Here is a 22,136-nt window from a genome sequence, read left to right as displayed (position 1 = left end):
AGAAAACACATTAGTTTTCCAGATTATTCCGCCTTTTTTGCTAAAAACGGCTGTCATTTAATGCCTGTTTTAACTTACTAATAGACATAGACAAAATCAGAAAACAGAATATTGTACTGTAAAAACATACACCATTAATATTTAACGATGGCGAATAAGTCTGGCTATGGTTTTTCTATTTTGCTAGTATTCGTTCGAAATTTGTTCAGACAATCAAAACGAGGAAAAGCAATGCCCTCTCATACGATGAGGACAAATGCAGTCTTCGCTTTCTTGATTTTTCTATTTTTTACCGGTTTTAGCTTTGCTTCAACCAGTACCACGACAAGTTTAGAGTATTCTCCTAAAGGCAAGCAGCTCAACAAAGTGCTGCCTGATTTGCGAAAATACCCTTCAGGTACACCCCGAAAGAAAGCGTTTTTAAATGCCATTGTCCCGACGATTGACAAAGTTAATCGCCAAATCATGAATGACCGCAGTTGGTTACTGGAACGTCAGAAAAATAACCATTGGTCAGCAAGTGATACTGCAAAGCTCAGAACGCTTTGCCAGAGCTATGATATGACATGCAGCTCACCTAAGCGCACCAACTGGAAAGCGCTGTTAAGCCGTGTCGATATCCTGCCCACCCACTTCGTTGCCACTCAGGCGGCAACAGAGTCAGGCTGGGGAACATCAAAACTGTCCCAATCAAACAATAACCTGTTTGGTATGCGTTGCGGACGGGGTTGTAGCGCTAAGGCCGGTCAGGTCCAGGGCTACTACGCTTACAGCACCATTGAGGATGGTGTTACGGCTTACATGAAAAATCTGAATACGCATCGTGCTTATAATTCACTGCGTTCAGAACGGGCGAAACAGCGCCTCGGTGATGATGACTCACTGAGTACACCGGATCTTATCCGTCAGCTGGAAGGATACTCCCAGAAAGGAGATACCTATAACCGCTACCTGCAGCAGATGTATGACAGTAATAAAACACTGATATCGACTGCACAGAAAGGTGCCCAAAACACATAAATCGTTCAGTTTTCTGAGCAACACTCAGAACTGAACCCAAAAACCCACGGTTAATATGCTTATTCCGTGGGTTTTTTTCTTTCTTTTCATCATTCTTATTGAATAGCATTTGATAACTTATATTATACTCACCACTCATACTCTAAATAATTCGAGATGCATGTAGGCGACAAGCCAAGATAGACGGGGAACATAGATAAACTATGTGACCCGGCGAGCTTTGCGTAGTCAACACCCGGGCATCTTGAAGTATGACGAGTATATATACCCGATGACATTCTCCACATGCTTGCACAGAGTCTGATATGAATTTCTTTTCATTTGAATTTCTTGCCTCCTTTACGGCTTTTTTTTCTGATTTACTGGCTCTGTCAAAAGAAGACCGGCTTACAAAATACGCTTTTAATAGCAGCGAGTTATGTATTTGTTTTCCTGTTTCAGCCAAGCTTTGCGTATGTCCTTGCCGGTTACACACTGTTTATTTATCTTCTGGCAAATGTTCTGAGCAGCCGTTTGTCTGCCCGCCGGATTTACATCCTGCTGGGGATAGGGATTACCGGCTGCTTTACAGTTTTCAAATACTACGGATTCTTACAGGAATCACTGCAAAGTGCCCTGTTACAGGCCGGAATTGAAGCAGAGCTGCCGACACTGGCGATCCTTGCACCGCTGGGGCTATCGTTCTATGCCTTCCATTCTGTCAGCTATGTGGTGTCAGTCTGTCGCAAAGAGATTGAAAAAGCGTCGTTCTGGAATGTCGTGTTATACCTCTGCTTTTTTCCAAGCATTGTTGCCGGTCCGATAAACCGTGCCAAAGCCTTTATGCCACAGATTCAGGCAACCTCACGGGAAGTGATTAATTACAAAAAAGCCCTGCTGCTGATCACTTTGTCGATGGTAAAACTGTTTCTGTTCAGCGCGTATTTATCAGAAAATTTTGCCAATCCGGTATTCAGCTCCCCGGTCAATTACAGCGCGGGTGAGATACTGGTTGCCGTTTACGCCTACGCGTGGAATATCTATTTTAACTTCTCCGGTTACACCAACCTGGTGACGGGGATTGCCATGCTGCTCGGCTTTGTGGTGCCGGTAAACTTCAATGCGCCGTATCTTGCCACCAACCTGAAAGAGTTCTGGGCGCGCTGGCATATGAGTTTGTCCGTGTTTATCCGTGACTATATCTACATCCCGCTCGGCGGGAACCGCAAAGGTGCGGTGCGGATGAATATCAACGCCTTTATTGCGATGGTGATTTCCGGTATCTGGCACGGCGTCGGTCTGCCGTTTATTATCTGGGGTGCGCTGCACGGACTGGGTATTGTGCTGATGAATATCAAACACAAGCTTATGCCGCCGCGCAAAGACCCGGCGGAAACGGTATGGCAGAAAACCACGGTCTGGATAGCGCGGATTTTTACCTTCCATGTACTCTGCCTGACGTGGATTTTCTTTCGCAGCGCCACACTCAGTGATGCCGTCACCATGCTGACACAGCTTACCGCAGGCGGGTTTGTATCCTCTGTTACCGCAAGCGCTCCGCTGCTTGCCGCGTTCTGGCTATTATTATTCCTGTATCCGTCATGTGTTAATCTGTATCACAAGGCCGGTCAGTATTATCAGCGGGTTTCCTGGGTTTGGTATCCGCTGCCGCTGGCACTCTTTATGACACTGGTTTTCATTTTCTCACCTTCAGGCATGCCGGGTTTTATCTATGCGAATTTTTGATTTTACGGAAAACCTTGAGCGCGCCCTGAAAGTGGTTTTTATTGTGCTGAGCGCCAGTGTGGCACTTGTCTGGCTGAACCAAAACCCGCTGGCGCGTTACTGGGAGCAGACATATCACCAGCCTGCGCCATGGGCAAAATTACAGGGACATTATGCCTGGGATCTCGGCGGATACCTTCAGGATGGCGTCATTGCCGCCGGGGAAACCATGGTGGAATATGCGCGGGGAAATCATGTCATTGAAGAGACTGAAAAAGCGATCCCCGGTAAACGGGCATTTCCGGAAGAGTTTCAAACCGGTCTGCATTTTCTCAACGGCTATCTCTACCCCGCCGCTTCGCTGTCTGTAACCTTCCCTGAACTGCTTAACCGGGATCGCCCGATTGCAGGCAGTTCTGTCCTGAAACTGGATAAAGAACAGGCTGCAAAGCAAATTCTGGCGAAAAAGACACCGAAATCAATAATCGAACTTGAAGCTGGTGATAAAGTGTTCTTTGTCGGCGATTCGCTCATGCAGGGCGTAGCACCTGTGTTACAATCGCGGCTGACCAAAGCCTATGGCATTGAGAGTATCAACCTCAGCAAGCAGAGTACCGGTCTGACTTACCCCAAATTTTTCAACTGGCCGGAAATCGTCAGAACGACATTAGCCGCCAACACGGATATCCGGCTGATGGTGGTGTTTCTCGGTCCGAATGACCCGTGGGATATGCCGCCGGACGGTGGCGGGCGCTATCTGCGCTTCACCTCACCGGAGTGGGAAGAGCAGTACCGTAAACGGATTCAGGATATTCTGTTAACCGCCCGGATTCAGGGTGTGGATGTCATCTGGATCAGTCCGCCGAATATGCGCAAAGGGAAATTGTCGGATGGTGTACACTATCTTAGCGGGCTTTATCAGTCGGAAATCAAAAATGCCGGGGAAATCTGGCTGTCCGCAAATACAATTTTCAAATATCAGGATCAGGTCTATTCCGATTATATCGGCGACGGCAGCAGTAACATCAAGCTGCGCAGCGGAGACGGTATTCATTTCACCTATAAAGGTCAGAAAGCTATCGCTGACACGGTGTTTGATCTGATTAAATTTAATGCTGCACCTCAGGAACCTGAGGTGCAAGAAGAAACACATAATGAAACAACAAAAACGCCCGTCGTGGCACCTTAAACTCGCAGGCGCGACTGTATTACTCGCCGCCGCCGTCTCTCTGATGTCTTGTCAGCACAGCGCTGAGAAGCCGTGGATAACGCCGACACAGACACCGCCACCGGTGTCCCGTAATGATCTGACCAACTATGGCGATCCGAATCTCAGCCGGTTAGCACATCGCCTGCGTGACCCGTCTGCCCGGGTTCATATTGTCCAGATCGGGGATTCACATACTGCCGCCGATTTTTTCTCCGGTACATTGCGTGATAAATTTCAGGCAGGCTACGGCGATGCAGGGATCGGGTTTGTTCCGCCAAGCATTATTGCCGGGCAGCGTACCGCTAATTTTGTCTTCACTGAACCGAAAAAACAGTGGTCATTTCTGACCAGCCGGAAAGATGATGCACCGAACTTCCCGCTGGGCGGCTTTATTATTTCGCCACTGACCGGACACAGTACACTGACGATGAAAGAGCGTAATCCATCGTCAAATCAGTATGATATGCAGGTCTTATATCAAACCTCTTATCCGGCATCGGTTTCTGTGCGCTCCGCCACCAACAGCACACTGAACCTTCAGCCGTCTTCCGGCTGGCGTTTCTCTGACAGTGTACCGGTGACCTTCCCGGCGGACATTACGACAAGTGAACAGAGCCCGCTGAATATCGGTGGCTGGTTTATTACCCGCAACCATCCCGGTGTAATGCTATCGGCTGTCGGCATCAATGGTGCAACCATTGCCATGACGGACAAGTGGTCGTCGCAATGGGTCAGCACTCTGGCAGAAACCGCACCGGAGATGGTGATCCTCGCTTACGGCACCAATGAAGCCTTCAATGACACACTGAATTTGGATCTCTATCGTCAGCAGCTTACCGCGAATGTGCATAAAATCCGTCAGGCAATGCCGGATGCGGTGATCCTGCTGGTCGGTCCCGGTGACAGTATCAAAAACAAAACAGCACCGGACTGCCGCTCACAGCAGCCTGCAAACCTGCATAATGTGATAAACATTCAGCAGTCTGTCGCAAAAAGTGAAGGTTTACTTTATTGGGACTGGCAGCAATATATGGGCGGGGATTGTGCGATTAACAGCTGGGTTCTGCGGGATCTCGCGCGCCCGGATAAAGTTCATCTCTCGGCGGCAGGCTATGAGCGCAGTGCCACAGCACTCTATAATGCGCTGGATGCATTGCTGCGCCAGCAATAAACAAGCTGTATAATGTTATTCACAGTAACGGAAAGCCCCCGTTACTGTGAAAACTATCCTTTCTCAGCAGTTCACACTGTGCCCGAGCACACCAATCATCGCATTCTCATTCATACTCTGAATCAATCCGTTATTTTTATCAGTCAGTTCCAGCTCATCGCCATGTTCCGGCGGCACCACAATAATAAAACGGCTGCCATTGCGTTCTGCGTTCTTACGACAAGCATTGATCCGCATCCCGGAGCAATCATTTTTAATCGTAAAGTGCGGGAACAATGTCCGTAACCGGCGACCCACAATCAGGGCGTTTCCGGCGGCACGGGTATTCTCAGGGATCAGAACCACATCAGTTGCATTCTGGCGTAACAACTGTTTATTGCATGTACGGATCAGAATAATGACAGGGTCGAGCATAAACGCGAAACCACTGACAGCCATGTGTTTCCCCAGCAAATGTGAGGCGCTGGCGTCATAGCGGCCCCCACGGCAAAGCAGAGTATCAGGGCTGTCCGGATGTGTGCTGCGCCACTCAAAGAGGGTATGACAGTAATTATTCACCGGATAAAGTGTCGGTGTCACGCTGTACGGAATTTTCAGGCGGTTCAGTGAATCCAGTAATTCCCTGAAACGGGTGGTGGAGGCTTCAGACAGAAAATCACTCAGCGGCGGCGCTTTTTTATTCACTATATCCAGCAATTTGTGTGGTGTTGAAAGCAACTGCTCCGGTCTTTCCTCCAGAATGACCCGCCACTGGTCTTCAAAAAAGGGCAGAAACGGCTGATAGTACGCCACCAGCGCCTGACGAAACCGGGTAAATTCAGCTTCTGTGCCGACGGTATTAATATTTAATTCAATATACGGCGTGAGATGCAGTGAACTGAAAAAATCATGCTGCATTAAAATATGCTCCAGCTCGATATCTATATTATCGTAGCCGAACGCTTCCACACCAATCTGATGATATTGCTCAAAGTCCTGCTTTTGCCCGGCAACAGAGCGAAACATAGCGCCGATATACCACAATTTACTTTTCGACTGTAAATGCTGATGCTGTGCTATCACCCGCAGGCATCCCATTGTTCCTTCTCCGCGCAACAGCGCGGGATGGCTGCAATTGAGTGTCGGAGCATCCTGGTTATCATGAGAAAATGCCGCCGTATTTTTCATGTTTTCATCCCAGTACTCCAGCAACGGGAAGCGGATCTCCTGGTAGCAATAGCGCTCCAGTAACTTTGATGCCCGGTTTTCAAGCCAGATCCAATCCGTCACATTATTACTGTAGTGTTTACGCGGGCGACCCGTCTGATGCGGGCGCACGGTGCGGTTCACCTCAAACTCCAGTTTCTGACAATATTGATTCGTTCCCAGCACACAGTTTTGTTTCAGGCAGGTTTGTATCCGCTCAGTGACGGCCGGGCTTATTGTGGTATATAAAAAGTGCTGATAATGAATGCCGCGCTCTTGTGCTGATTTTCCTAATTGTAAATAACACTGATGTTCAGTCATTCTCGGAATAACACATTCCCCGGAGTTATGGCTGAAGCTGGAATAATTGCAGTTATGTTTATCATTATATTCAGACTGATCGGATGTGAATGTATCAACATATTGTGAGACTAAGAGAAAATAGGAATTCGCTTCAATAAGGCAACTGTTATAGCGCCGTTCCCATAATGCACCGCTGCGCTGATATTTATTATTGTAATAAGGAACATACTGACGACCGATATGCTGAATGAAGCGACTCAGGTCTTCTTTTGATTTTGGTGTCAGCAGCAAGAGAACAACATCCGCCTGAACAGAGTACGCATGTAATTCACAATCGTATGATTTTAAAGACTTGTCAATGCAAGTCAGAAAACGGGAATAATCTTCTTCTTCCTGAAAGAGTTTCTGATGATTGTGTCCGTTAAGTTTAATAAGCTGTGGTAATCCGGAAAAATAAAGGCGCTCTCGTCTTGGCATAGTTCAGCGCTCCGACCGCTAAAAATAATTAAATTATCTAATGTTTATATTATATAAAAATCACCTCGTTATTCTAACTTATATTACGATAATTACTTTTATTTTTGAATGCGGTTCTTTTTCATCATACTGAAATAAGTATATTTATTTCTCTCTTTGTTATTTTGTTAATTCACCGGTGACAAAAGTAAAATAATAACCACACAGAAAGTTGTTGGTATTACCCATAAAAAAGGGGACGGAGTCACTTACTGAAAAATAGCTCATAAAATGTTCATTCTCAGTTGAAACTGTTATGTAGATACTGTTTTTGTTGATCAGGATCACATTTCAGAGGGCTTTAAGAAATTAAGTTTTTCCTATCTCGGTAATTGTCATCGGGTGCACCTTTCCAACTAACAATCATTAACAGGAAAAGCATTATGGGAAACATGAGTGCCAGTTCCGCCCATAAAATGGGGGTTGTTGCACTAACCCTGGTAACCGCATCAAATATGATGGGTTCCGGTGTGTTTATGCTGCCGACAAACCTTGCGGGCATAGGTTACATCTCTTTATGGGGATGGCTATTTACAATTATTGGTGTGATAGCACTGGCGTTGGTCTTCGCCAAAACCAGTCTTATCACTCCGCGTAACGGCGGTATCGTGGCATACGCCAGCGATGCATTCGGGCCATTTATCGGTTTCCAGACCACTGTCTGCTACTGGATAAGCGCCTGGGTCGGTAACGTCGCTCTGCTGGTTGCCGGTGTCGGTTACCTCAGCTACTTCTTCCCTGAGCTGCGAAACCCGACTATCGGCAGCATTGTTGCTATCGTTATTTTGTGGGGTTTCGTTGTTTTAGCCAGTTTCGGTGCACGCGTCGCCGGTCGTGCACAGTCTTTCACCGCGACCTGTATGCTGGTTGTAGTACTGGGTGTGGGTGTGATCGGCTGGTTCTGGTTTGATCCGCAGATGTTCTCCCAGGTCTATAACGGTACCGGGAAAAGCGACACTTCCGCCATTATTACTGCTGCATCTATCGCGCTGTGGGGCTTCCTCGGGGTTGAATCCGCCGTGGTGTCCAGTGGTCAGGTGGATAAACCGGAATATACCGTTCCCCGTGCAACCGTCTATGGTCTGCTGATTGCGTCTGTCTGCTACGTCGGCAGCTGTACCGTCATCATGGGTCTGGTTCCGCATGAAGAACTCGTTAACTCTGCGGCACCGTTTGCTGATGCTGCCCGTTATATGTTCGGTGAAACCGCCGGTACTGTGGCATCCATCCTGAGTATTATTGCCTGCTTCGGCTCTATCTCCGGCTGGTTAATTCTTCAGTCCGAAGGTCCCCGCGCCGGTGCTGACCAGGGTCTGTTTCCTAAATTCTTCTCCGATACGAATAAAAATGACGTTCCGATGAAAAGCCTTATTTTCACCGGTGTACTGATGAGCTTAGTGCTGCTGATGACCGCATCACCAAACCTCGCCAAACAGTTCCAAATCGTCATTCTGATGTCCGTATTCGCCTCCCTGCTGCCATACATGTATGCGCTGATTTCCCTGCCTATCATCATGGTGTCCAAAAAAATGAACCGCGGCAGTACGTTTATTTTCTACAACGTCCTCGTGGTCATCGGCATCATTTATTGCGTCTTTGCGCTGTTAGGTTCCGGGTCTGATTCCATGTTCTGGGGTCTGGTCATGATGTCTCTCACTATCCCGCTGTTCAGCTTTGTGGCTGCCAGCCGTGCGAAAACAGGGAAAGACATTCTTTATATCCATGATGAACAAGATAAAGCGTAATCCACAGCGGTTTACAGTCTTTATATTTTGAAAAACAAGAGGTAAATAATTATGACTCTGTCTATCAATGATCAAAACAAACTCGATGCATTCTGGGCATATTGCGTAAAAAACCAGTATTTCAACATCGGTTATCCTGAATCTGCGGATTTTAATTACACCAATCTGGAACGCTTCTTACGTTTCTCCATCAACAACTGTGGTGACTGGGGCGAGTATTGCAACTACCTGCTGAACTCTTTCGATTTTGAAAAAGAAGTGATGGAGTATTTCGCAGACCTGTTCAAGATTCCGTTTGAACAAAGCTGGGGTTATGTCACTAACGGCGGGACCGAAGGTAATATGTTCGGTTGCTACCTGGGCCGTGAAATCTTCCCTGACGGTACGCTCTACTATTCAAAAGATACCCACTACTCTGTAGCGAAAATCGTCAAATTACTGCGCATCAAATCACAGGTTGTTGAAGCTCAGCCAAACGGCGAAATCGACTATGACGATCTGATGAAGAAAATTGCGGATGATAAAGAAGCGCATCCGATTATTTTCGCTAACATCGGGACAACCGTCCGTGGTGCGATTGATGATATCGCAGAGATCCAGAAACGCATGAAAGCAGCCGGTATCAAACGTGAAGATTACTATCTGCACGCTGATGCGGCACTGAGCGGCATGATCCTGCCATTTGTTGATGAACCACAGGCATTTACCTTTGCTGATGGTATCGATTCAATTGGTGTTTCCGGCCACAAAATGATTGGTACGCCAATCCCTTGCGGTATTGTTGTTGCGAAAAAAGAGAATGTTGACCGTATTTCCGTCGAAATCGATTACATCTCCGCACACGATAAAACCATCACCGGTTCCCGTAATGGTCATACACCACTGATGTTATGGGAAGCTGTCCGCGCACATTCAACCGAAGACTGGAAACGCCGCATCGGCCGCAGCCTGGATATGGCGCAGTACGCCGTTGATCGTCTGCAGAAAGCCGGTATCAATGCATGGCGCAACAAGAACTCCATCACCGTCGTCTTCCCTTGCCCGTCTGAACGGGTCTGGAAAGAGCATTGCCTCGCGACTTCCGGTAATGACGCTCACCTGATCACCACCGCTCACCATCTGGACACCGCTCAGATTGATGCGCTGATCGATGACGTTATCGCCGACGCAAAATTACACGCGGCATAAAAAAAAGGCAGTGGTAATTATCCACTGCCCCCTTACCGTTCGTTGCCGGCGCAGACGCCAATCCTGCCGGCAACGCTCTCTAACCTATACAGCGACGCAGGATGATGCAAGAAAAAAAGACAAAAAAAACACCAGTCAGTCCGCTGATCACGTGGTCTATCTCTCACTCATCTGTAGCTGGAGTATTTCTGTGAGGACAAAATGGTATGGTTCACAATGGTAAACCCACCCACCGTATGGGCTTGATTGCTCTGATTATTATGACTGCTTCCAATATGATGGGAAGTGGTGTGTTCATGTTACCCTCTTCGCTCGCGCACATTGGCTCTATTGCGCTGTGGGGTGGACTTATCACCTTTTGTGGTGTGCTCGCACTCGCGCTGGTATTTGCCAAAACCGGTGAAATATCGCCCTGTAAAGGCGGCGTGATTGCCAATATTGGTCGCACCTTTGGTCAGTACACCGGCTTACAGACATCCCTGTTTTACTGGCTTTCAACCTGGATAGGCAACTGTGCCCTGTTAATCTCCGGGGTTGGCTATCTCTCTTATTTCTTTCCGCAACTTCACACGCCGCTTTACGCTGCGATCACCGCAATTATTATTCTCTGGTCTTTTGTTCTGCTGGGTTTGCAGGGCGCAAAAATTGTCGGTTATGCACAAATTTTTACCGGTCTTTGTATGCTTGCTGTCATTTTGAGCATCAGTATTTTTGGCTGGACAAGCTTTGACTACACGCGCTACATCAGCAGTTTCAATGTCACACAAACCAGTGATACCGACGCCATAATGGCGGCTGCCGCAATCTCTCTCTGGGGATATCTGGGGATTGAATCCGCCTCTGTTTCCTCCGCACAGGTTATTAATCCGCGACGTAATATTCCGCTGGCAACGATTATCGGACTTTTGATTGCAGCGGCCTGCTATCTCAGTTCCGCTAATGTCATGATGGGCATTCTGCCTCATGAACAACTGATTAATTCCACTGCGCCATTTGCCGATACCGCCCAATATTTATGGGGCGGTCATGCCGGGCAGATTATCTCTGCGCTGGCGATTATTGCCTGCTTCGGCGCACTTCCCGGCTGGCAGATTTTACAGACTGAAGTGCCGCGATCTGCGGCAGAGAACGGAACATTCCCCCAATTTTTTGCCGATGTAAACCGCCATGGCGTACCTTATAAGGGATTGATTTGCACCGCCTGTATGATGAGCGCAGTCCTTTTGCTCACTATTTCACCAAGTCTGGAGCAGCAGTTCCGTAACATCATTATTCTTGCGGTTTCAGCCAGTCTGATCCCGTACGCCTTTGCCGCGGTTTCCCTGCCTATCGGCATGATCGCCAAAAAAATGCAGTATAGCCGCACCTTTATTATTTACGCCACTCTGAGCCTGATTGGTCTGGGATTCACCATGGTCGCGCTGATAGGCGCCGGTACAACGCCGCTGTTCTGGGGCATGGTGCTACAGATGTTTACTATTCCGCTGTACCTGGTTTTCATCATACGCCGCGAAAAAAAAAACACCCGCATCCCGTCCCGGGCTCGCCCTGTCGTACATCCCGGGGATCTGCCCTGAGCAGACCGCTGAGATGGCGTTACCGGCTGACAATGATGACAGCCGGAATTTCTCACAGAGAAACTGTATATAGAGGACTAAAAATGGAAAAAATTCAGTCAATCAGAGGGATGCGAAGTGTGCTTCCGGAAGAAACCCCGGTTTGGCAGTGGCTGGAAAACCGGATACGCAATATTACCACCCGTTACGGATACCAGGAGGTCAGGCTGCCGATTCTGGAACCGGTCGCTCTGTTTGAGCGTGCGGTCGGCGAATCCACCGATATCGTCTCAAAAGAGATGTATAACTTCCTGGATAAAAGCGGTGAACATATCACGCTGCGTCCGGAAGGCACCAGTGGTTGCGTGCGCACGGTTATTGATAACAACATGTGCTACAACACCACGCAGCGCCTGTGGTATCAGGGACCGATGTTCCGTTATGAACGCCCGCAAAAAGGTCGCCTGCGTCAGTTTACGCAGTTCGGGGTGGAAACCTTTGGTATGCCGGGCGCTGATATTGATGCTGAACTAATTTTTATGGTGAAAGATATCTTTAAGGCACTCGGCGTAGATAAACATGTGCGCCTTGAGATTAACTCACTGGGCACACCGGAAGAGCGCTCAGAGCACCGCCTGCAACTGGTCAGTTACTTCACAGAACACAAAGCACTGCTGGATGAAGACAGCCTGCGCCGTCTGGACACCAACCCGCTGCGTATTCTCGACAGTAAAAACCCGGATATGCAGGAGATGATTGAAGCAGCACCACGCCTGCTGGATTTTCTGGGTGATGAATCACAACAGCACTTCGATGATTTACGCCGTCTGCTGGACAGCGAAAACATTGCTTATGTGGTAAATCCACGGCTGGTACGCGGTCTGGACTACTATACCCGCACTGTTTTTGAGTGGATCACCGATGAACTGGGTTCACAGGGGACAGTCTGCGGTGGCGGTCGTTATGACGGGCTGGTTGAGCTGTTCAGCGGTAAAAAACTGCCGGCGTCCGGATTTGCTATCGGTGTTGAGCGGCTGTTACTGCTGATCCAGACCTTAGGCCTGGATAAAGCGATTGTTAATCAACCCGATATTGTTGTGACTTATGAAGATGCTTCACAGAATGTGGATGCCCTGTTACTGGCAAACACACTGCGTCATCAGTTACCGCAATATAAAATACTGAGCGATTTCACCAGCGCCAAACTGAAACGTCAGCACAGCAGTGCCCTGAAATCAGGCTGCCGCTACATTGTGACGCTCAATCATGACGGAGAAATCGGTCTGTGGGATCTGGCGGAAAACAGTAATGAAACGGTGACCGGTGATACTCTCGCCGCGGCTGTTCTGCAAAAAACCATTACGGCAACAGCCTGATTTAACGCTATAAAATACTGAAAGCATCGCACTGCGATGCTTTTTTCTATTCGGACCTGATAACACCTTCTAATAACTTATTGATTCTAGTAAGTTATCAATGTGCTGAATAACACTGCGGCTGGCACTTTCCATCTCCCCCAAATACATTTCTTCATCACGCCTGCACCCCTGAGCACGGGCTTCCAACGCTTTACGCCCGGACAAATGTACTGTTTTATGCGGTTCTTCCAGCCGGCGGTATGCATCATGACTGATAAATTTCTGCCCTTCATCTGCGTAATACCACTTTCCCAGCCGGCACTGAGTATGATCATTAACAAGCAAATCTGCATTCTCATCCAGCAACCGGCTGTAGATATCGCCTTTCCAGATAACATGATCCAGCTTGACCGTATTAAGAAACTGCTGAATAGCAACAAAGTGGATAATGGCCTGCATTCTGGATGAACAGGTGATCATATTTTGCAGACGACTTTCTGCCTGCACCGCAATATTACGAATACTCGCCACTAATTTCTGGTTATCTTTCGCATCGGTATGAATATGATGCGCATGAGACTGAATTTTACCGGTAAAAGAGGTGATCGTGGTCGCTTCTACCTGAATTTCACCCGACAATTGCTTTATCTCACGGGAAATAACAGAGAACCCCGCGCCCCGGCTGCCGACATGAGAAGCCTCTATCGCCGAGTTGACTGCCAGCAGGTTTGTCTGGTTAGACAGCCGCTCAATATTATCGATATTCTGATTGATTTGTTCCAGTGTAAAAACCAGTTTTTTTTGTGTAATCCAGCCCTTTGTCCGCATGTTCACTGATGTCATCCAGCACATCATTAAGCTCATGCATATGCTGGCGGGTTTCGCCATTATGGTGTGTCATTTCATCAAGCGTACTCTGCTCACTGGCCAGCCGGTTACTTGAATCCAGCAACGAGTTACGGATAATTTCAATCGCGCTGATACCTTCCAGAAGATGACGGCACAACATATCACCGTGCCCGTTCTGCTGAATATCCGGACTTGCAGCCGGTTCATTTCCGGCACATACACCGGCTGCCTCACTCAATCGTTTCTGAAAAATTTCTATATTATCCGGTTGTCTGACATGCAATGTCTGACGCGAAGATGCCCAACTTTTTATTTTTTTCAGCATGTGATCCCCGGCTCCTCCGCCATAAAAATGAAAATAAAAAAAATAACGAAAGTTGTCCTGACGGACACATCAATTATCGGCTTATATCATGGGGGCTTTATGCAGGTGACTGAATGGTATAAAAAAAGCAGCGGATCTGAACAATCCGCTGCTTTTAATAAAGAGAAGACCGGTGTTACAGGAATGCGAAGAACAGCATCCCGACAAGTGCCCCGGTCGTTCCGAGGATGGTTTCCATCAGAGTCCAGGTTTTCAGTGTCTGTGCTTCTGTCGCACCGGTGAATTTCCCGTATAGCCAGAAACCGGAGTCATTCACATGGCTCAGTACGATCGATCCGCCCGCGATACAAACAGAGAGCGCAGCAAGCTGTGCGCCGGAATAGCCCAGCTCACTGATAACCGGCAGCACCAGCCCGACCGTCGTCAGACAGGCAACCGTCGCCGAGCCCTGGATAACACGGACCGCCGCAGAGAGAAGAAAACAGGCAGCGGCGATTGGCAGACCGGCACCAATCAGTGATTCACCCAGCGCAGGACCCACACCGGAGTCCACCAGCACCTGTTTGAACACACCACCGGCTCCGGTCACCAGCAGGATAATCCCCGCCGGCTGAATGGCCGCAGAACAGATGTCCATCACCTGATTACGGCTCATACCACGGCGGATAGCCAGCCCGTAAATAGCGACCAGGCAGGCAATAAGGATCGCCAAGAACGGATGTCCGATAAACACCAGCCAGGCATGTAATTTTGAATCCGGGTCCACCATAGGCGCTGCAATCGTTTTCAGCCCCACCAGCACCAGCGGGAACAGAATCAGCGCCAGGCTCAGACCAAATGACGGCATTTTACTCTGCCCGATACTTGGCTCTGTCATATCTTCCGGCAGTTCCAGCGTCACAAATTTACTGATGAAATTACCAAACAGCGGACCGGCCAGGATCATCCCGGGAATAGCCGCACACAGCCCGATAAGGATCATCCAGCCGAAATCGGCATTCATCTGATCCGCCAGTAACATAGGTGTCGGTCCGGGTAACAGGAAGCAGGCCGCCGCCGCAACACCGGCAAATAACGGGATAGCCAGCCGGACAACATTATCACCGGTGCGCCGTGCAACCGCGAACACCACACCAATCAGCAGGACAATTGCCACATCAAAAAAGAGGGGTAATGCACAAATAATCCCGGCTATCCCCAGCGCGTAATGCGCCCGTTTTTCACCGAAAGAATTCAGCAGTTTTACCGCTATCTGGTCGAGCGCGCCGGTTTCATGCAGTACCTTACCAAACATAGCACCGAGTGCGACCACAATCGCCAGGAAGCCTAATGTCCCGCCCATTCCGTTTTGCATGGTCTGGGTGATTTGCTCCAGCGGCATGCCGGAAAAAAGCCCGGCGCCAATCGCCACAATCATCAGGGCAACAAAGGCATGAAGGCGCGCCACCATGACTAAAAACAGCAGTAACAGCACTGAACCGGCTGCGGTTAATACCAGGGTTAATGTTGTCATGAGCGCTCTCCGGCAACCTGAGTGATAATCTGCATTGCGCCGGTGATAACGGCGTCCAGCGGCGGGCTGATGTCTAAAATCTGTACATCGCGCTCAATTCCGGTATCCGGCGCTTCTAAGGTATCAAATTGCGTGACCAGCATTTCCGGTTTGAAAAAATGCCCTTTGCGGGCTTTCAGGCGGCTTTCGATCAAATCGAAATCCCCTTTCAGCCAGATAAATGTCAGGTTTTTATTCTGACGGCGCAGGATGTCGCGATAGCTTTTTTTCAGGGCTGAGCAGACGATGACGGAAAGTTCATTCGTCCGCTGCATCGCAAAAATGGCATCATTGAGAGATTGCAGCCATGGTCCGCGATCGTCATCATTCAGCGGATGCCCGTCTGCCATTTTTTCAATATTGGCACGCGGATGAAGGTAGTCTCCGTCGAGAAATGCCGCATTCAGCCCGGTGGCAATTCCGTTGGCTACAGCGGATTTTCCGCAACCGGAAACCCCCATCAGAACAAAGGCGTGATGTAGTTTTTGGCTATCACTCATAAATACTCCTTTAATGCGGTCATTATCACCGATATGTTACCGGTAACTTATTACCGGTAACATTACCAACGGATATGATTACAATGCAATCAAACAGCGTTTTTTAATCGATAAAGTGTGACAGTTCTCTCAAATGAAATCCCTGTCACAAAGAAGGGACCGGAAGCCGCTAAATGCTCTCTCCCGGTAATAATTCGAAGCCGACATCCACTTTCTGCTGAGCCGGTAATTCACCGCGCAGACGTGCCAGCAGGATCTCTGCCGCCCGGCTGCCCATCAGGTCACGCGGGGTCAGAATACTGGCCAGTTTCGGTGTCATCACCTGACCGACATCATGTCCGTGGAACCCGGCGATAGCCAAATCCTGCGGAATGCGGATACCTAAGCGCTGACACTCAAAAATCGCGCCGATAGCAAGGTCATCATTGGTACAGAACAAGCCGTCAACATCCGGATATTCCGCTTTGGCTTTGTGCAGAAGTTTTGTGCCCAGCGAGTAAGAGGAGCTTTCCGGCGTCATCACATTTCCCACCGGTAATCCCGCCTGTTTCATCGCCTGTTCATAGCCCTGCAAACGCATCATTGTCCGTTCGTCAGAACGTGCACCCAGGTAAATCACACGGCGGCAACCGCGTGAAATCATCATCTGTGTCATTTCAAAGGCGGCACGGATGTTATCCAGCCCCACAGATGAGTCATAGCACGGTGACACACTGTCCATCAGTTCCACTACAGGAATTCCGGCTGTTGCCAGCATTTTCAGTGTGCGCGGAGTATGGTTGCGCTCGGCTAAAATCAGCCCGTCAATATTGTACGAGAGCAGGGAGACCAGGCGGTCTTCCTCTTTTTCTGCCCGGTAACCATAGTGCGCAAGCATGGTCTGATATCCCTGCGCATCTGTAATGGTTTCAATGCCACGGATAACTTCTGCAAACACCTGGTTTGTCAGTGACGGCACCAGTACGCCAATAGCGCGGCTGGTTGCATTGGATAAAATATCCGGTACACGGTTCGGGATATACCCCAGTTCGTCCAGTGAGCAGGCAATAGCGCCGCGCAATTTTTCTGAAACCTGTTCCGGGTTGCGCAAAAAGCGGCTGATGGTCATTTTAGTTACACCAACGCGGTCAGCCACGTCCTGTAACGAGGGGCGTTTTTTTCTTCATATTTATTATCTTAATACAGCCTGCTCTGTGTGTCGCCGGAGAGTGAACATCTGCGTAATATTACGTAAATATCCTGAATACGCTGAAAGAGACTGTAGTTATACAACATTCTCGTCGCTATTTTACCTTGTTTTGACTTACTTCCCTGTTTACCGCTGATTTTATTGACTCACCTCATGCTCTGCGCTAACGCCCGCTATATAATAATAAATATAACGATAACTGACCTGATCACTATGACTCTGAGCCTACAACACCCCTTTTATCTCTCCCGCTATGCCCTGCTGCTGGCTTTTCTGACCCTGCCGTTTACAGCAGAGGCACAGAAAACCATCTCACAGGAATTCAGCTACGGTGAGTTACCCGCACCTGCGACAATCACCCGGATTGTCAGCAGCGGTCCGCCGACTGATCAATTGCTGTTTGCTGTGGCACCTGAAAAACTGGCAGGATTCTCTTCTCTTTTCCTGCGGGATGAACCCTTGTTCGCCCCGCAGTGGCGCGCATTACCAAAACTGGGGCGGATCTCCGGACGCGGCAGTACATTGTCGCCGGAAAGCCTGCTGGCACTGGCTCCGGATATGATTATTGACAGCGGTCTGGCTGATGAAACCTATCGCTCGTCAGCCAGCCGCTTCAGCCGTCAAACCGGTATTCCTTACCTTCTGTTATCCGGAAATCTGTTTCAGACGCCTGATCAGTTGCGCCGTCTTGGTACCCGGCTGGGCGAAACCGCACGGACAGAACAACAGGCGCAACTGGCTGAGAAATGGCTGGAGGATGCGCAACACTTTGCGGCGCGGGAAACACACAAGACACGCTTTTACCTTGCCCGCGGAGCAAATGGGTTACAAACCGGTTTGCGTGGTTCAATTCACGGCGAAGCCCCTGAATTACTGGGTTTTGAGAATGTCGCAGAGGTTCCGGGCATGCAGGGGCTGGCAGATGTCTCAGCGGAGCAATTATTGCAGTGGAACCCGGATATGATTATTGCGCAGGACGCGGTGACCTATCACGCCATTATGCAGGGTGAAGTCTGGCAGAGCTGGATGCGGTGAAAAATAAGCAGGTATTTTACTATGCCGGGCTGCCGTTCGGCTGGCTCGACAGTCCGCCGGGACTGAACCGGCTGCTCGGACTGCGCCGCTTACAGGCGCAATCTGAACCGGGCAGTATCGACCTGAAAGCCGATATCGGCTTGTTTTTCCGTCTGTTTTATCACTCTCCGTTGACAGAGGCACAGATTAATACTCTGTTATCTGCCAAATGAGTATCAGTATAAAAAGTCTGTTACTGCTCCTGATATTGATCATAACTATCGGGATCGCACTGAATGTTGGTAAGTTCTCACTAACTCCGCAGCAGTTGTGGGACGTGGTTCAGGCGAAATTTACCGGCAGCAGCGGCGGGGACGACCCCGTACTGAGCCGCAATATGACGGTATTCTGGCAAATCCGCCTGCCGCGCATTGCTGCGGCACTGGTGATCGGCGGCGGGTTAGCGATGGCGGGCGCAGCTTATCAGGGGATGTTCCGTAACCCGCTGGTTTCTCCCGATATTCTGGGTGTTTCTGCTGGTGCCGGTGTCGGCGCTATCCTCGGGATTTTTTTTTGGTCAGTCAATGTTCACTATCCAGCTGTTCGCCTTTACCGGCGGGCTGTGTGTTGTCGCACTGGTGTATTCCGTGGCGCGGCTTGCCCGTCAGCATGACCCGGTACTGGCGCTGGTACTGGTCGGTATTGCACTCAGCGCCCTGTGCGGCTCGGCTATCTCACTGATGAAAATACTGTCCGACCCATACACACAGCTGCCCACGATGACCTTCTGGCTGCTGGGCGGGCTGTCGGCAGTATCACCGGATGATATAAAAACCACCGTTCCCCTGATCTTCGCCGGAATGGTGCCACTGTTGCTGCTGCGCTGGCGCATGAATTTGCTCAGCCTGAGTGATGAAGAAGCCCGCACGCTCGGGCTGAATGTCACGGTAACGCGCCTGATTTTTATTGTCAGCGCCACACTGATCACCGCCAGCGCGGTTTCCATTGCCGGGATCATCGGCTGGCTCGGACTGATTGTTCCGCATATCACCAGATTGTTAGTGGGCGCTAACTTCAGTCACCAGTTACCGGTTTCTCTGCTGATCGGGGCAATCATGCTGTTGCTGACAGATACTTTAGCGCGGACTATTGCGCCCATCGAGCTGCCGCTGGGCATTCTGACCTCTGCTGTCGGCGCACCTTTTTTTTATTTTTCTGCTGCTGCAAACGCGGAGGAACGGATGAGCGATGTACTGACCACCCGTGATCTGGCTGTGGGTTACGGAGAGAAGTTAATACTCACTAACATCAATCTGCAATTACAGCAGGGAGATATTATTTGTCTGCTCGGTGCCAACGGCTGCGGCAAAACAACACTGATGAAAACCCTGCTTGGCTTACTACCGCCGAAAACCGGGGAGATCCGCATCAACGGTAAACCGCTGAACCACTGGAGCGCCACCGCACTGGCGCGGCGCGTTGCCTATGTGCCGCAGGCGCATAATATGCCCTTCTCTTTCCGCGTGCTGGATATGGTCGCACTCGGGCGCAGTGCACATCTTTCCCTGTTTGCGTCTCCGGGACGGGCTGAGCGGCAGATGGCAGAACAGGAGCTGGATGCCCTCGGCATTGCGCATCTGGCACTACGCGCCTATTCCTGCCTGAGCGGCGGCGAAAAACAGCTGGTGCTGATTGCCCGCGCTCTTATCCAGCAGCCGGGTTTACTGATTATGGATGAACCTGCCGCCAGCCTGGATTTCGGCAACCAGATAAAATTACTGAATAAAATCGAGCAGTTACGGGAGCGCGGAATAACAGTGCTGATGTCCACCCATCATCCGCAACACGCGGCGGCGGTGGCAGACAGCATTGTGATGCTCGGCTCCGCACAGCCTGCCCGCCAGGACAAACCTGCCGCCCTGCTCACACCGGAAACGCTGGCGGCACTCTATCATGTGACACCGGAACATATTTCAGCGCATTTTGCGCAACCCACTTATAAGGGATTGTCATGACAATTGATGATATCGATTTCGCACAACTTTACCGCGACCATCTGGCACAGGCCGAACGCACACGCAAAGATCCGGAACACTGGGACAAACGTGCGGAGAAAATGGCACAAAATTGTGCCAACCCCGCCGATCCGTACCTGATCCGCTTTAAAGAGATCGTCGATACCACGGGCGCAAAAACACTGCTGGATGTCGGCTGCGGACCCGGCTCTGTCGCGCTGCAACTGGCGGATACCTTTGAGCAGGTTACCGGTATTGATTACAGCGAAGGCATGCTGAAAGTCGCCCGTCAGCGCGCACAGACTCAGGGAAGCCATAATGTCACTTTCCGCCACTGCGCCTGGGAAGATGACTGGTCGGATTTACCACCGTGCGATATCGCTGTGGCATCCCGCTCAACACTGGTGATGGATTTACAGGCTGCGTTGCTGAAACTGAACCGTCAGGCAAAACTGCGCGTCTACACCACGCATACGGTCAGCCCGACCTTTGTGGATATCCGCGTGATCCGCGCCATCGGGCGCACACCTGTCACACTGCCGACATACATTTATGCGGTGAATATCCTTAACCAGCTCGGTATTCATCCGGATGTGGAATTTATCCGCAGCCCTAACTGCCAAAGCAGTGACAATATGACCTTTGCGCAGTTTGCCGAAGGCGTGGTCTGGTCACTCGGTTCACTGGATGAGCAGGAAATGATCCTGCTGCGCCGTTATTATGACAAACAGGCCGCAGACGGTATGCCGGTCGTACCAACCACCCGCGACTGGGCAATGGTTTCCTGGAGCGTGGTGCCGCAAGCCGCACTGCTGCTGCCGGAGGGCATAAAGTGATCTATTACAGCGATGCTTTCCTGGACAGTCTGCTGCTGGAGGATATTCATTATGGCGATCTGACCACACGCGCACTCGGAATAGGCGCACAGCAGGGAGAAATGCATTTCTCCCGCAAACAGGCGGGATTTGTCAGCGGATTGACGGTAGGTCAGAAGTTACTGGAAAAACTCGGATTACAGACCGAATTACACCTGAATGACGGCGATCATGCCGATTCAGGTTCACTGCTGATGGTCGCAAAAGGTCGCGCTGACGCCCTGCATCAGGGCTGGAAAATTGTTCAGAACGTGATTGAGTGGAGCAGCGGCGTTACCCATATGACGCACCTGATGGTCGATATTCTGCGCAAATCACAACCGGATGCACAACTCGCCTGCACGCGGAAAAACATTCCCGGTACCAAACTGCTGGCAACCGCCGCCGTGCTTGCCGGAAACGGCATTATTCACCGGCAGGGCTGCGCAGAAACGATTTTGATGTTTGCCAATCACCGGCGTTTTCTGGCAGAGCCGGATAACTGGAGTGCCGCTATCGCCGCTCTGCGCCATGATGCGCCGGAAAAAACCATTATTGTCGAGGCGGACAATCCGGATGAAGCCTATCTGGCGCTGAAAGCCCGCCCGGATGTACTGCAACTGGATAAATTTCACCCTGATGCGATCCGCCGCCTGGTTAAAGATGCTGCTGTACTGGCGCCGCACTGCACACTGTCCGCCGCAGGCGGGCTGAATGCAGAGACTATCGGGGGTTACGCAGATACCGGACTGAAACTGTTTGTGACATCAGCGCCGTATTATGCGCCGCCGGCAGATATTAAGGTCTGGTTGTATCCGGTCTGATAAAACAAAAAATAATTTATACCCTTATTCATTCAAACTGCAGGTTCGTTGGCGGCAT

General features: G+C 49.9%; 15 protein-coding genes and 4 pseudogenes. 13 read left to right on the top strand and 6 right to left on the bottom strand.

What is annotated here, in order from left to right; genetic code table 11:
- The first annotated feature begins 231 nt into the window (after window positions 1-231).
- From AYY16_RS11615 to AYY16_RS11600, 4 genes and pseudogenes are all read left to right on the top strand, one after another.
- Window positions 232-1,020 carry a protein bax gene (locus AYY16_RS11615; protein ID WP_067366495.1) on the top strand — a complete coding sequence of 263 codons (789 nt, stop codon included), beginning with the start codon at window positions 232-234 and terminating at the stop codon, window positions 1,018-1,020.
- A 305-nt stretch (window positions 1,021-1,325) separates the two neighbouring features.
- Window positions 1,326-2,745, top strand: a pseudogene (locus tag AYY16_RS11610) (MBOAT family O-acyltransferase).
- A complete protein-coding gene (locus AYY16_RS11605) occupies window positions 2,732-3,913 on the top strand; it encodes an SGNH/GDSL hydrolase family protein (protein WP_067366492.1) in 1,182 nt (393 codons plus the stop codon). The pseudogene AYY16_RS11610 and the gene AYY16_RS11605 overlap by 14 nt, the downstream one beginning before the upstream one ends.
- Window positions 3,879-5,105 carry an SGNH/GDSL hydrolase family protein gene (locus AYY16_RS11600; RefSeq protein ID WP_067366490.1) on the top strand — a complete coding sequence of 409 codons (1,227 nt, stop codon included), beginning with the start codon at window positions 3,879-3,881 and terminating at the stop codon, window positions 5,103-5,105. Before AYY16_RS11605 ends, AYY16_RS11600 begins: the two co-directional genes overlap by 35 nt.
- A gap of 63 nt (window positions 5,106-5,168) precedes the next feature.
- Here AYY16_RS11600 and AYY16_RS11595 read toward each other — a convergent pair whose 3' ends face one another.
- Entirely contained in the window at window positions 5,169-7,070 is a 1,902-nt protein-coding gene (locus AYY16_RS11595) for an ATP phosphoribosyltransferase regulatory subunit (protein ID WP_067366487.1), read from the bottom strand.
- 422 nt (window positions 7,071-7,492) lie between these two features.
- On the opposite strand from AYY16_RS11595, the gene hdcC reads away from it, so the two are divergent.
- The 4 genes from hdcC (at window position 7,493) to hisS (ending at window position 12,974) form a co-directional block, all read left to right on the top strand.
- Window positions 7,493-8,854 carry a histidine-histamine antiporter gene (gene hdcC, locus AYY16_RS11590; protein WP_067366483.1) on the top strand — a complete coding sequence of 454 codons (1,362 nt, stop codon included), beginning with the start codon at window positions 7,493-7,495 and terminating at the stop codon, window positions 8,852-8,854.
- A gap of 51 nt (window positions 8,855-8,905) precedes the next feature.
- Window positions 8,906-10,042, top strand: coding sequence for a histidine decarboxylase (locus tag AYY16_RS11585; protein ID WP_067366480.1), 1,137 nt, complete (start codon window positions 8,906-8,908; stop codon window positions 10,040-10,042).
- Window positions 10,043-10,248: 206 nt separating this feature from the next.
- On the top strand, window positions 10,249-11,619 hold the full coding sequence (locus tag AYY16_RS11580; RefSeq protein WP_166417041.1) for an amino acid permease: 1,371 nt from the start codon (window positions 10,249-10,251) through the stop codon (window positions 11,617-11,619).
- 83 nt (window positions 11,620-11,702) lie between these two features.
- The gene (hisS, locus tag AYY16_RS11575) at window positions 11,703-12,974 is read left to right on the top strand and encodes a histidine--tRNA ligase (protein WP_067366477.1); all 1,272 of its coding nucleotides are present in this window, start codon (window positions 11,703-11,705) and stop codon (window positions 12,972-12,974) included.
- Between the two features lie 69 nt (window positions 12,975-13,043).
- On the opposite strand, the gene AYY16_RS11570 is transcribed toward hisS, so the two are convergent.
- From AYY16_RS11570 to gntR, 5 genes and pseudogenes are all read right to left on the bottom strand, one after another.
- Window positions 13,044-13,784, bottom strand: coding sequence for a methyl-accepting chemotaxis protein (locus AYY16_RS11570; RefSeq protein WP_235846302.1), 741 nt, complete (start codon window positions 13,782-13,784; stop codon window positions 13,044-13,046).
- Window positions 13,711-14,130 (bottom strand): hypothetical protein, encoded by a 420-nt coding sequence (locus AYY16_RS21125; protein ID WP_235846293.1) that lies wholly within the window; start codon window positions 14,128-14,130, stop codon window positions 13,711-13,713. Before AYY16_RS21125 ends, AYY16_RS11570 begins: the two co-directional genes overlap by 74 nt.
- A 175-nt stretch (window positions 14,131-14,305) precedes the next feature.
- Window positions 14,306-15,643 (bottom strand): gluconate transporter, encoded by a 1,338-nt coding sequence (gntU, locus tag AYY16_RS11565; RefSeq protein WP_067366474.1) that lies wholly within the window; start codon window positions 15,641-15,643, stop codon window positions 14,306-14,308.
- Window positions 15,640-16,182 carry a gluconokinase gene (gntK, locus tag AYY16_RS11560; RefSeq protein ID WP_067366471.1) on the bottom strand — a complete coding sequence of 181 codons (543 nt, stop codon included), beginning with the start codon at window positions 16,180-16,182 and terminating at the stop codon, window positions 15,640-15,642. Before gntK ends, gntU begins: the two co-directional genes overlap by 4 nt.
- A 169-nt stretch (window positions 16,183-16,351) precedes the next feature.
- A pseudogene (gene gntR, locus AYY16_RS11555) lies at window positions 16,352-17,344 on the bottom strand (gluconate operon transcriptional repressor GntR); the annotation flags it as partial.
- 240 nt (window positions 17,345-17,584) lie between these two features.
- Here gntR and AYY16_RS11550 point away from each other — a divergent pair.
- The 5 genes and pseudogenes from AYY16_RS11550 (at window position 17,585) to modD (ending at window position 22,078) form a co-directional block, all read left to right on the top strand.
- Window positions 17,585-18,618, top strand: a pseudogene (locus AYY16_RS11550) (ABC transporter substrate-binding protein).
- A pseudogene (locus AYY16_RS21535) lies at window positions 18,615-19,539 on the top strand (FecCD family ABC transporter permease); the annotation flags it as partial. The pseudogenes AYY16_RS11550 and AYY16_RS21535, both read left to right, overlap by 4 nt.
- Before the next feature lie 87 nt (window positions 19,540-19,626).
- Window positions 19,627-20,400 carry an ABC transporter ATP-binding protein gene (locus tag AYY16_RS11540; RefSeq protein ID WP_067367262.1) on the top strand — a complete coding sequence of 258 codons (774 nt, stop codon included), beginning with the start codon at window positions 19,627-19,629 and terminating at the stop codon, window positions 20,398-20,400.
- Window positions 20,397-21,236: a class I SAM-dependent methyltransferase gene (locus AYY16_RS11535; RefSeq protein ID WP_067366465.1), complete on the top strand. Its 840-nt coding sequence runs from the start codon at window positions 20,397-20,399 to the stop codon at window positions 21,234-21,236. Before AYY16_RS11540 ends, AYY16_RS11535 begins: the two co-directional genes overlap by 4 nt.
- Window positions 21,233-22,078 (top strand): ModD protein, encoded by an 846-nt coding sequence (gene modD / locus AYY16_RS11530; protein WP_067366462.1) that lies wholly within the window; start codon window positions 21,233-21,235, stop codon window positions 22,076-22,078. Before AYY16_RS11535 ends, modD begins: the two co-directional genes overlap by 4 nt.
- Window positions 22,079-22,136 lie beyond the last annotated feature (58 nt).

Origin of the sequence: Morganella psychrotolerans (genome assembly GCF_001676155.1) — a bacterium.
Lineage (GTDB): Bacteria > Pseudomonadota > Gammaproteobacteria > Enterobacterales > Enterobacteriaceae > Morganella > Morganella psychrotolerans.
Note: the sequence above shows the minus strand (reverse complement) of the source record. Positions and strands in the feature narration are given on the sequence as shown.

What these genes read in the sequence shown, in the direction of transcription:
- AYY16_RS11615 (WP_067366495.1), top strand. Translation starts at nt 232, where the DNA reads ATGCCCTCTCATACGATGAGGACAAATGCAGTCTTCGCTTTCTTGATT.
- AYY16_RS11605 (WP_067366492.1), top strand. Translation starts at nt 2,732, where the DNA reads ATGCGAATTTTTGATTTTACGGAAAACCTTGAGCGCGCCCTGAAAGTG.
- AYY16_RS11600 (WP_067366490.1), top strand. Translation starts at nt 3,879, where the DNA reads ATGAAACAACAAAAACGCCCGTCGTGGCACCTTAAACTCGCAGGCGCG.
- AYY16_RS11595 (WP_067366487.1), bottom strand. Translation starts at nt 7,070, where the DNA reads ATGCCAAGACGAGAGCGCCTTTATTTTTCCGGATTACCACAGCTTATT.
- hdcC (WP_067366483.1), top strand. Translation starts at nt 7,493, where the DNA reads ATGGGAAACATGAGTGCCAGTTCCGCCCATAAAATGGGGGTTGTTGCA.
- AYY16_RS11585 (WP_067366480.1), top strand. Translation starts at nt 8,906, where the DNA reads ATGACTCTGTCTATCAATGATCAAAACAAACTCGATGCATTCTGGGCA.
- AYY16_RS11580 (WP_166417041.1), top strand. Translation starts at nt 10,249, where the DNA reads ATGGTTCACAATGGTAAACCCACCCACCGTATGGGCTTGATTGCTCTG.
- hisS (WP_067366477.1), top strand. Translation starts at nt 11,703, where the DNA reads ATGGAAAAAATTCAGTCAATCAGAGGGATGCGAAGTGTGCTTCCGGAA.
- AYY16_RS11570 (WP_235846302.1), bottom strand. Translation starts at nt 13,784, where the DNA reads ATGCGGACAAAGGGCTGGATTACACAAAAAAAACTGGTTTTTACACTG.
- AYY16_RS21125 (WP_235846293.1), bottom strand. Translation starts at nt 14,130, where the DNA reads ATGCTGAAAAAAATAAAAAGTTGGGCATCTTCGCGTCAGACATTGCAT.
- gntU (WP_067366474.1), bottom strand. Translation starts at nt 15,643, where the DNA reads ATGACAACATTAACCCTGGTATTAACCGCAGCCGGTTCAGTGCTGTTA.
- gntK (WP_067366471.1), bottom strand. Translation starts at nt 16,182, where the DNA reads ATGAGTGATAGCCAAAAACTACATCACGCCTTTGTTCTGATGGGGGTT.
- AYY16_RS11540 (WP_067367262.1), top strand. Translation starts at nt 19,627, where the DNA reads ATGAGCGATGTACTGACCACCCGTGATCTGGCTGTGGGTTACGGAGAG.
- AYY16_RS11535 (WP_067366465.1), top strand. Translation starts at nt 20,397, where the DNA reads ATGACAATTGATGATATCGATTTCGCACAACTTTACCGCGACCATCTG.